This window comes from Mesorhizobium sp. 01N446 (assembly GCF_056399285.1).
The window spans coordinates 315013-324484 of sequence record NZ_JBFTRA010000005.1; the positions used below are offsets into that span (position 1 = coordinate 315013).

General features: G+C 64.0%; 13 protein-coding genes. 7 read left to right on the forward strand and 6 right to left on the reverse strand.

Annotated features, from left to right (window positions below; genetic code table 11):
• Nucleotides 1-52: 52 nt before the first annotated feature.
• Genes lptB through lptC form a run of 3 tightly spaced genes read right to left on the reverse strand, consistent with a single transcriptional unit; the run spans nucleotide 53 to nucleotide 2173 of the window.
• Nucleotides 53-871: an LPS export ABC transporter ATP-binding protein gene (gene lptB, locus AC1DPX_RS20895; RefSeq protein WP_019861197.1), complete on the reverse strand. Its 819-nt coding sequence runs from the start codon at nucleotides 869-871 to the stop codon at nucleotides 53-55.
• Nucleotides 871-1473, reverse strand: coding sequence for an LptA/OstA family protein (locus tag AC1DPX_RS20900; RefSeq protein WP_202357879.1), 603 nt, complete (start codon nucleotides 1471-1473; stop codon nucleotides 871-873). Before AC1DPX_RS20900 ends, lptB begins: the two co-directional genes overlap by 1 nt.
• The gene (lptC, locus tag AC1DPX_RS20905) at nucleotides 1460-2173 is read right to left on the reverse strand and encodes an LPS export ABC transporter periplasmic protein LptC (protein ID WP_202357878.1); all 714 of its coding nucleotides are present in this window, start codon (nucleotides 2171-2173) and stop codon (nucleotides 1460-1462) included. Before lptC ends, AC1DPX_RS20900 begins: the two co-directional genes overlap by 14 nt.
• Before the next feature lie 358 nt (nucleotides 2174-2531).
• Here lptC and sppA point away from each other — a divergent pair, with 358 nt between their 5' ends.
• The 4 genes from sppA to lhpI all read left to right on the forward strand — a co-directional run bounded on the left by sppA (nucleotide 2532) and on the right by lhpI (nucleotide 5249).
• The gene (sppA, locus tag AC1DPX_RS20910; protein WP_202357877.1) at nucleotides 2532-3488 is read left to right on the forward strand and encodes a signal peptide peptidase SppA; all 957 of its coding nucleotides are present in this window, start codon (nucleotides 2532-2534) and stop codon (nucleotides 3486-3488) included.
• 80 nt (nucleotides 3489-3568) lie between these two features.
• Complete coding sequence (locus AC1DPX_RS20915) at nucleotides 3569-3853, forward strand: integration host factor subunit beta (protein WP_006200394.1); 285 nt, start codon at nucleotides 3569-3571, stop codon at nucleotides 3851-3853.
• A gap of 36 nt (nucleotides 3854-3889) precedes the next feature.
• Nucleotides 3890-4246: a DUF1049 domain-containing protein gene (locus AC1DPX_RS20920; RefSeq protein WP_202357876.1), complete on the forward strand. Its 357-nt coding sequence runs from the start codon at nucleotides 3890-3892 to the stop codon at nucleotides 4244-4246.
• 37 nt (nucleotides 4247-4283) lie between these two features.
• Nucleotides 4284-5249, forward strand: coding sequence for a bifunctional Delta(1)-pyrroline-2-carboxylate/Delta(1)-piperideine-2-carboxylate reductase (gene lhpI / locus AC1DPX_RS20925; protein ID WP_202357875.1), 966 nt, complete (start codon nucleotides 4284-4286; stop codon nucleotides 5247-5249).
• On the opposite strand, the gene AC1DPX_RS20930 is transcribed toward lhpI, so the two are convergent.
• The 3 genes from AC1DPX_RS20930 to AC1DPX_RS20940 form a co-directional block, all read right to left on the reverse strand.
• Complete coding sequence (locus AC1DPX_RS20930) at nucleotides 5246-5677, reverse strand: EVE domain-containing protein (RefSeq protein ID WP_477239266.1); 432 nt, start codon at nucleotides 5675-5677, stop codon at nucleotides 5246-5248. The two genes, lhpI and AC1DPX_RS20930, sit on opposite strands and share 4 nt — an antisense overlap.
• A complete protein-coding gene (locus tag AC1DPX_RS20935) occupies nucleotides 5674-6069 on the reverse strand; it encodes a VOC family protein (protein WP_202357873.1) in 396 nt (131 codons plus the stop codon). Before AC1DPX_RS20935 ends, AC1DPX_RS20930 begins: the two co-directional genes overlap by 4 nt.
• 77 nt (nucleotides 6070-6146) lie before the next feature.
• On the reverse strand, nucleotides 6147-6836 hold the full coding sequence (locus AC1DPX_RS20940) for a helix-turn-helix transcriptional regulator (RefSeq protein ID WP_477239268.1): 690 nt from the start codon (nucleotides 6834-6836) through the stop codon (nucleotides 6147-6149).
• A gap of 134 nt (nucleotides 6837-6970) precedes the next feature.
• Here AC1DPX_RS20940 and AC1DPX_RS20945 point away from each other — a divergent pair, with 134 nt between their 5' ends.
• Genes AC1DPX_RS20945 through lspA form a run of 3 tightly spaced genes read left to right on the forward strand, consistent with a single transcriptional unit; the run spans nucleotide 6971 to nucleotide 9442 of the window.
• Nucleotides 6971-8056 (forward strand): RsmD family RNA methyltransferase, encoded by a 1086-nt coding sequence (locus tag AC1DPX_RS20945; protein ID WP_477239270.1) that lies wholly within the window; start codon nucleotides 6971-6973, stop codon nucleotides 8054-8056.
• A gap of 17 nt (nucleotides 8057-8073) precedes the next feature.
• The gene (locus AC1DPX_RS20950; RefSeq protein WP_202357870.1) at nucleotides 8074-8931 is read left to right on the forward strand and encodes a TrmH family RNA methyltransferase; all 858 of its coding nucleotides are present in this window, start codon (nucleotides 8074-8076) and stop codon (nucleotides 8929-8931) included.
• A gap of 13 nt (nucleotides 8932-8944) precedes the next feature.
• The gene (gene lspA, locus AC1DPX_RS20955) at nucleotides 8945-9442 is read left to right on the forward strand and encodes a signal peptidase II (RefSeq protein WP_477239272.1); all 498 of its coding nucleotides are present in this window, start codon (nucleotides 8945-8947) and stop codon (nucleotides 9440-9442) included.
• Nucleotides 9443-9472 lie beyond the last annotated feature (30 nt).

Genomic DNA, 9472 nt, shown 5'->3' on the forward strand with positions numbered 1-9472 from the left:
ATGGCATATTCCCGGGAACGGTCCCGCGCCGCGACCGCGCAGGAAAAAAGCATCAGAGCGTAAAACCCTCGCCGAGGTAAAGCCGCCGCACATCCGGGTTCGCTACCACTTCGTCGGCGCGGCCATGGGTCAGCACCTGACCGGCATGGATGATGTAGGCACGGTCGATCAGGCCAAGCGTCTCGCGCACATTGTGGTCGGTGATGAGGACACCGATGCCACGTGCCGTGAGGTGGCGCACCAGCTGCTGGATATCGGCGACGGCGATCGGATCGATGCCGGCAAAGGGCTCGTCGAGCAGCATGTAGGCCGGGCGGGTCGCCAGCGCACGCGCGATCTCGAGGCGCCGCCGCTCGCCGCCGGAGAGCGACATGGATGGCGCCTTGCGCAGGTGGCTGATGTGGAATTCCTCGAGCAGTTCGTCGAGATTGCGCTCGCGCACCTTGCGGTCCTTTTCGACCACTTCGAGCACGGCGCGGATATTCTGCTCGACATTGAGGCCGCGGAAGATCGACGCCTCCTGCGGCAGATAGCCGATGCCGAGGCGCGCACGGCGGTACATCGGCATCGAGGTGACGTCGAAGCCGTCGATCTCGATCGTGCCTTCATCCACCGGCACCAAGCCGGTGACCATGTAGAAACAGGTCGTCTTGCCGGCGCCGTTGGGGCCGAGCAGCCCGACGGCCTCGCCGGCACGCACGCCGAGCGTGACGCCGCTGACCACCTTGCGGCCCTTGTAGCTCTTGGTCAGGCCCTTGGCGATCAAGGTTCCCTTGAACTTCGCCTTGTCGACAGTGATCGTGGCCGGGGCCGAAACCTTAGCCGCGGCCCGTCCCGGGAGACGCGCCGTCAGCGATGACAGGCTGGCCATCAGGGGTTCGTCGCTCCCGATTTCGGCGCATCCGACTTCGGCGGCGGCGTCATCGACATGATCACACGGCCGCCGCAGCCGTCGACGTTGGCAAGACCAGTCTTCATTTGCACGGTCAGCTTGCAGCCCTTGAGCACGTTGGGGCCCTGCGACAGCACCACTTCCTTGCCGGACAGGACCAGCACCTGCGTCTTCATGTCGAAGGTGCCATTGTCGCCGGTCGCAACCTGGTCGTTCGACTTGATGTAGACCTTGCTGCTGACTTCGAGGTGATCGATGTTGGCGGAGCCGGTCATCGCGGCACCCGCCGCTTCGGTACCCTTGGCGGCCGCGTTGGGATCCTTGACGTAATAGACCATCATCTTGCCGGCCTTGAGCAAGGTTGGCCCCTGGACGACGGTAACGTTGCCGGTGAACACGGCGAGACTCTCGGCCTGCCGGACCTCCAGCTTGTCGCTTTCGATCTGGATCGGCTGGTCGCCGGACAGTTTGAGCCCGGACACCTGGCTGCTGGCACCCGACTGCGCCAGCGCTGGCACAAGTCCCAGCAGGAGCAGCGCCGAAGTTGCGGCTGCAAGCCGTGTCGAACTATTGTGCCACATTCGCTTCTTCGCCCTTTGCCTCAGCCGCCTTCACGCTGGCGGGATCGATGTTGACGCGCACCCTCTTCTCGAACACCAGGATCTTGCCATTGTCCTGGACCGACAGGGAATCCGCTGTGATCTGCGACCCGCCACTGCTGACGTCGACGGGATCGTCCGTCTTCATAGTGCCTTTGCCCATGTCGAGGAAGACCGATTTGAACTTGGCTTGCATACCGTCGGTCGTGGTGATCATGACGTCGCTGGTCATTTTCATCGTATTGCCGTCGCGGTCGTAAATACCGTGCGACGCTTTGATCGCGGCGATATTGTCCGGCCCGACCGGGACCTTGGCGTCTATGCCTTCGAGTTCGATGATGCCTTGCGTGTTGACATCCTGGATCGCCCGCAGGGCCGTCATCGAATAAGGCTGCTTCTGCTTGGTAAACCCGTTGAGCTTGGGATTGGCCATGACCAGCTTGCCGTTGGAAAAGGCCGCACCTTCCGACTGCACCGCGACGGAGACGGGGGCGGCCAGATAGGAATAGACCGGGAAGGCGACGGCGATCAGCGCCGCGGCCAGGGGTACGGCGAATTTGAGCACGCGCACGCGGCGCGAATGACGCTGGGCGCGGTCGAACGCATCGCCCCGCGTCCAGCCATCCGCCGGGGGAGCCAACTCCGTCTCGGGGCTGGTCGGTTCATTCGATCGCGCTAACATGACTGCTTTCTTCCAGACCCTGCCCGCCAGGGAACACCGCCTATAGGTGGGGGGCCGGCACTCTCAAGCAAGCACAAGCCCACGAAAACCGCAAAAATGTGACAACAATGGTTGTACAAACGAAAACGAGGTCGGCACAACAGCCGGTACTTCATAGCAGAAATGGGCGCGCCTGCGCCGTTTTTTCATCACTGCCGTTTCTCCCCTTACCGCGCGTACCTTGCGCAGGCCAGTCACAAAACTGACAGTGCCGGGATCGACGCGGGCGGATTGCCGCGCCATGGGCAAGACGGAACTGCTTCCCGGCGAAGACATCATGGTCTAAAAGCGTCTCTTCCCGCCGACTGTGAGGCTGACCATGGCATTGAGAGCCGACGACCTGATCGACCGCCGCCGTTTGCGGCGCAAGCTGACATTCTGGCGTGTTGCAGCCCTCGGCATCGTGGCCCTCGGCGTGATCGCGCTGTCGGCCTGGTTCTATCGCGACGATATTGGCGGCTCGGCTGTCGACCATATCGCCAAGGTCAGAATCGAAGGCACGATCACCGAGGACGAGGAACTGATCAAGCGGCTGGAGGAAATCCGCAAATCGTCGAAGGTGAAGGGCGTGATCCTGGCGATCGATTCACCCGGCGGCACCACCGTCGGCGGTGAATCGATCTACGAGGAAGTGCGCAAGGTCGCCGGCGACAAGCCGGTCGTGGCCGAAGTCGGCACGCTCGCCGCATCGGCGGGCTATATGATCGCAAGTGCCGCCGACCACATTGTCGCCCGCAAGACCTCGATCGTCGGTTCGATCGGCGTGCTGATCCAGTATCCTGACGTTAGCGGCCTGATGGACAAGCTGGGCATCAAGCTGGAAGAGGTGAAATCCTCGCCGCTCAAGGCTTCGCCCTCTCCTTTCAAGCCGACCAATGACGACGAGCGCGCCATGGTCCGCAAGCTCATCCTCGACAGCTACGACTGGTTCGTCGGCATCGTCGCCGAACGCCGCAAGATGACTCGCGAACAGGCGCTGGCGCTTGCCGACGGATCGATCTTCACCGGCCGCCAGGGTGTCGCCAACGGGCTGATCGACGCCGTCGGCGGCGAAACCGAGGCGATCGACTGGCTGGCGACCAAGGGTGTCGACGCCAAGCTCAAGGTGGTCGAATGGAAGAATACGGACAGCCGCGGCGGCTTCCTTTGGTCAAAAGCCATGGTGAAAACAATCGGCAGCGCGCTCGGCCTGCCGGACTACAGCAGCGATGTCATCCACGAACTTGGCGCCGACCGCTTGTTTCTTGACGGCCTCGTTTCTGTCTGGCACCCTTGAGCGCCGTTTGGAACAGCTGAAAAAGCCAATAAAATCATCCTCATAATTTCGACCGAACTGCTTTCACGGGGACCCGTCTGATGATCAAGTCTGAACTTGTGCAGATTATTGCCACGCGCAATCCGCATCTTTTCCTGCGCGACGTCGAAAACATCGTCGGCGCGATCTTCGACGAGATCACCGACGCCCTTGCCGAAGGCAACCGGGTCGAGTTGCGCGGCTTCGGGGCGTTTTCGGTCAAAAATCGCCCCGCCCGCACCGGCCGCAACCCGCGAACCGGCGAATCCGTCGAGGTCGAGGAGAAATGGGTGCCGTTCTTCAAGACCGGCAAGGAACTGCGCGAAAGGCTGAACGGCGGCAAGTAGGCGCGGTTTCAGCGCCAGCTTCCGACGGAAAACACAATGCTCAATCGTTTCATGCTCATCGTGGTCTTCGTGCCCCTGGCGATCGTCCTGATCGCGCTGGCCGTCGCAAACCGCGAACTCGTCGCTTTCACGCTGGACCCGTTCAACCCCGGCAATCCGAAGCTGACGCTCACCTTGCCGCTGTTCATCTTCCTGTTCCTGGCGCTCGCCATCGGCATGATCGTCGGCAGCCTGGCGACCTGGGTCAAGCAGGGCCGCTACCGCAAGCTGGCCCGCCAGCGCGGCGTCGAGGCGGAAAACCTGCGCCAGGCGGTCAGCCGCGCACCGTCAGCGCCGCAAGGACCGGCCCAGGGGTCGGCCCAGGGGTCGGCATTGCCAAAGCCGACCAGTTGAGCCGCCGGCCGGCGGCTTTCGTTCCACGGAGCTATTCATGCTGATCATTTCGGCCGCCGAGGTCGATCATGCACTGACCTTTCCTGGACTGGTCGAGACATTGCGCACGGCATTCCGCGAGGGTGCGGTGCAGCCAGTCAGGCATCATCACGCGGTCGAACGGCCCGATGGCGCCGCCTCGACCTTGCTGCTGATGCCGGCATGGACCGATTTCAACGCCGCCGGGACCTCGATGGGTGGCCATATCGGCGTCAAGATCGTCACCGTCTCGCCTGACAACAACGCCATCGGCAAGCCCGCCGTGATGGGGCTCTATCTCCTGCTCAATGGCGCAACCGGCGAGCCGGAAGCCCTGATCGACGGCCAGCGGCTGACGCAGTGGCGCACCGCCTGCGCCTCGGCGCTGGCGGCGTCCTACCTTGCCCGCGACGACGCCTCGCGGCTGCTCGTGGTCGGCGCAGGCGCCCTGTCGCCGTTCCTGGCCAAGGCGCATTCGGCCGTGCGGCCGATCAAGACCATCCGCATCTGGAACCGCACTCCGGCCAACGCCGAGAAAGTCGCGGCCGATTTGCGCGCCGACGGCTTCCCGGCCAGCGCCGCGACCGACCTCGATACCGAACTTGGCGAGGCCGATATCGTTTCCTCGGCGACGATCACCACCACGCCGCTGATCAAGGGAGCGCTGTTGCGGCCAGGCACCCATGTCGACCTGGTCGGCGGCTTCACCCCGACGATGCGTGAAAGTGACGACGACGCGATCGTCCGCGCCCGCGTCTATGTCGACACCCGCGCCGGCGCCACCAAGGAGGCCGGCGACATCGTCCAGCCCTTGGCCTCCGGCGTGCTGAAGCCGGACGCCATCGTCGCCGATTTGCACGAACTGGCGCGGGGCCAGGGTAAGGGCCGCCAGGTCGTCGACGAGATCACGCTGTTCAAGTCGGTTGGCGCGGCACTCGAGGACCTCGCCGCCGGCATTGCCGTTTATAACGCGCTGAAGGCCTAGCTCACCGCCGCCTGTGCACTCATCGCCTCCGCGATGAGACGAAAATCGTGATCGGTGATTTCGAACAGGCCGAAGCGCAACCGATAGCCCCAGTTCGACTTGCCGGCGGTGAAGTCCAGCCTGTCGAGCAGCGGCTTGATCGGCGCTTCTTCAGCCGTCATCCAATCGACATCGCGCCGGAACGGCGTGAAGCCGCCGCCCATTTCGCCTTGATAGGGCTCTCCTTCCCGTACCGTGCCGATTGCCGTGAAAGCCTGCAGGCCGTCCTTTTCGCCCAAAATCGTGGTCGGCGAATAGTAGATGATGCCGTCGCCCGGCTTGACGCGGCGCAGCGGCGCCGCCTTGCCGTGATTGACCTGCATGAAGCCGCCCTTGCGGCCGCGCCGGACATGCTCAGCCGACGCGACCGCGATCCAATACACGCTCATTTCTGTTCCCCATTGGCCTGTTGCCCGTCAAACAGCCAGTAGACGCGCAGACGGTGATTGTCGGGATCGAGCGCAACGAACGTGCGGCCGAAATCCAGGTCGGTCGGCGTCTGCAGGATCTTCAAGCCGCGTCCGGACCAGTCGGCATGGGTCGCGTCGACCGCATCCGGCGTCTCCAGCGCGAACACGATCTCGCCGCCGCCACCTGCGGCTGCCGCCGCTGGCTGGACCGTATGGCGCGACCAGAGGCCGAGCTTGAAGCCGTTTTCGAGCACGAACAGCACGAAGGTCGGCGCGCTTTCGACCGGCTCGCGCCCCAGCAGCGCGCTGTAGAAGGCGCCGCTCTTGAGCGGCTGGTCGACATAGAGGATGACGAAATTCGGGGGTGCCATGACTGCTCTCCAAGCTGTTTCAGCGTTTCGACTTGGCGAACATAGGGTAGCCTACTGTCAGATTCTGGCAGTAGCCGTCATGGCCCGCGCGGCTTGTCGAGCGTCGTTCGCCATTCCTTGAGCAGTGCCTGGCGACGTCTGGGATAGCGCGTATCGATAGGATTGAGGCCGGAAATGCGATCGGTGCGAAAATGCCGGAAGTCCTGCCGCATCTCGCACCACGCCACCACCACCCGCACCTTGTCGAAGAAGCCGAGCGCGAACGGCCAGACGACGCGTTGCGAAGCAGCACCGCCGGCATCGCGGTAGAGAAAACCGAGTTTTCGCTCGTTGCGGATGGCCTGCCGCACGACGCCGAGGTCTATGCCTTCAATGGCCGTCATCGGCGGCCCGACCAGCAGGGTCGAGGCATCGAGATCCTCGCGCAGATCGTCCGGCAGCACGGCCGCGATCTTGGCCAGCGCATTGGCGGCAGCGGCCGAAAGACGCTGGTCCGGCTGCTTGGTGACCCAGCGTGAACCGAGCACGATGGCCTCGATCTCCTCGTCGGTGAACATCAGCGGCGGCAGCATGAAGCCGGGTTTGAGCAGATAGCCCAGCCCCGCCTCGCCCTCGATCGGCGCGCCCTGCCCCTGCAGCGTGGCGATGTCGCGATAGAGCGTGCGGATCGAAATCCCAAGCTCATCGGCCAACGCCTGTCCGCTCACCGGCCGGCGATGCCGGCGCAGGCACTGGATGAGGTCGAGCAGACGTTCGGAACGGGACATCAAGCAGATTTGCCTGTTTCTTTGACATTGGTCCATCACTGGCCGACATGAATGGAAGGGTAGCCGCGGCGGACTTGGTTGCGAAGCCGGTTGCCCTATGCCAAAAGCGGCACGCCGCTCGGAGATGCTCCCGCTTGAAGTCTTTTCGCGACAAACGCCGCGACAGCCGCCCGCCCGCGAAGGGCGGAAGCGGAGAGGCGCGTCCGCACGAGCCGCGTGGCGCGCCACGGCCAGACGCCAAGCCGCGCGAGCGGGCTGAGACCAGAACCGATGATCGCACCGAACCGAGATCAGCCCCGCGCATCCTTGCCCGCCGTGACGGCGCCTTGCCAGCCGAGCAGCTTCCGCTGATCCTCGAAGTGGCGCCCAACGCCGACTACGCGCTGCTCGACAGTGGTGCGGGCCAGAAGCTCGAACAATACGGCCCCTACCGCATCGTGCGGCCCGAGGGCCAGGCGATCTGGCAGAAAGCCTTGCCGGCGAAAGATTGGGAGCGTGCCGACGCCATCTTCACCGGCGACACCGACGAGGAAGGCATCGGCCGCTGGCGTTTCCCCAAGACGCCGCTCGGCGAAACCTGGCCGATGAAGCATGACGGCATCGACTATCTCGGCCGCTTCACCTCGTTTCGCCACGTCGGCGTCTTTCCCGAACAGGCCTCGCACTGGGACCATATGGCCGGGCTGATCGCGGCGGCCAGGCGGCCGGTCAAGGTGCTCAACCTGTTCGGCTATACCGGGCTCGCCTCGCTGGTGGCGGCCCGCGCCGGCGCCGAGGTCACCCATGTCGATGCTTCGAAGAAGGCGATCGGCTGGGCGCGTGAAAACCAGGAGATGGCCGGGCTCGGCAGCAAGCCGATCCGCTGGATCGTCGACGATGCGGTGAAGTTCGCCGAGCGCGAGGAGCGCCGCGGCAGCCGCTACGACATCATCCTGTTCGACCCGCCGGCCTATGGCCGCGGCCCCAAGGGCGAGGTCTGGCAATTGTTCGAGGACCTGCCGGCCCTGACTGATCTCTGCCGCGCGATCCTGACTCCGAAACCGCTTGCCGTGGTGCTGACCGCCTATTCGATCCGCGCTTCCTTCTTCGCCATCCACGCTCTGATGCGCGACACTTTTGCCGGCATGGGCGGCAAGGTTGAATCGGGTGAGCTGATCATCCGCGAAAAGTCCGCCGGCAGGGCGCTTTCGACCTCGTTGTTTTCGCGTTGGGTGGCCTGAATGCCCCGGAGTCCTGAATGAACGAACGGCATGTGGGCGCACCCGGCCAGGTGAAGGAAGTCACCAGCCTCGCCAATCCGCTGATCAAGGACATCAAGGCGCTCGCCTTGAAGAAATTCCGCGACCAGCAGAATGCCTTCATGGCCGAGGGACTGAAGCTGGTCATCGATGCGCTCGATTTGGGCTGGCAGATCCGGACGCTTGTGTTCGCCAAGGCCGGCCGCGGCAACCCGGCGGTGGAAAAGGTCGCGGCGCGCACGGTTGCCGCGGGCGGGACGGTGCTCGAAGTGTCGGAAAAAGTGCTTGTCGCCATCACCCGCCGTGACAATCCGCAAATGGTGGTCGGGGTTTTTTCGCAGAAATTCCTCGCCCTCAGGGATATCCGCGCCGACAATGGCGATGTCTGGGTGGCGCTCGACCGGGTGCGTGACCCTGGCAATCTCGGCACCGTCATCCGCACCGTCGATGCTGTCGGCGCCAAGGGTGTCATCCTGGTCGGCGACACCACGGATCCGTTTTCCGTCGAGACCGTGCGCGCCACAATGGGTTCGATCTTTGCCGTGCCGGTGGCCAAGGCAACGACCGAGGCCTTTCTTGCCTGGCGCGGCGGCTTTTCCGGCCTCGTCGCCGGCACGCATCTGAAGGGTGCAGTCGACTACCGCTCGGTCGATTTTTCCCGTGGTCCGGTGCTGCTGATGATGGGCAATGAGCAGCAGGGCCTGCCCGAAAGCCTGGCGGCCAGTTGCGACCGTCTGCTCAGGATTCCGCAAGCGGGCCGCGCCGATTCGCTCAATCTCGCCGTCGCCACCGGCATCATGCTGTTCGAGATCCGACGTGGCGCGCTGAAGCTCGAACCAATCGCCGACCAGCAATGAAGGTTGCCCGCCCGTGAGATCATGGTCCCCCTACGCGCTGCTCGTCGTCGCGGCCATCGCGCTCGATCAGTGGATTAAGCATCTGGTAGAGATCGGCCTGCCCTTCCAGGAGAAGCTCGATCTGGTGCCGTTCCTGGCGCTGTTTCGCACCTACAACACCGGCATCGCCTTCTCGATGTTCTCCTCCTTCGGCGACACCGGCCTGGTGGTCATAGCCGTTCTGGTCGTCGCTTTCGTGCTCTATCTCGCCACCCGCACTCCATCGGGCCATGTCATCGCCCGCACCGGCTTTGCCCTGATCATCGGCGGCGCGCTGGGCAATCTGATCGACCGCGCCGTCTACGGCCACGTCATCGACTACATCCTGTTCCACACGCCGGTCTGGTCGTTCGCCGTCTTCAACCTCGCCGACGCCTTCATTTCCGTGGGTGCTGCCCTGGTCGTCTTCGACGAACTCATCGGCTGGCGCCGCGAGCCCAAGACTTCGGACGCCAAGCCTTCCAAAGATTGACCCTGCGCGGCCTTCGCCGCACAGTTCCAG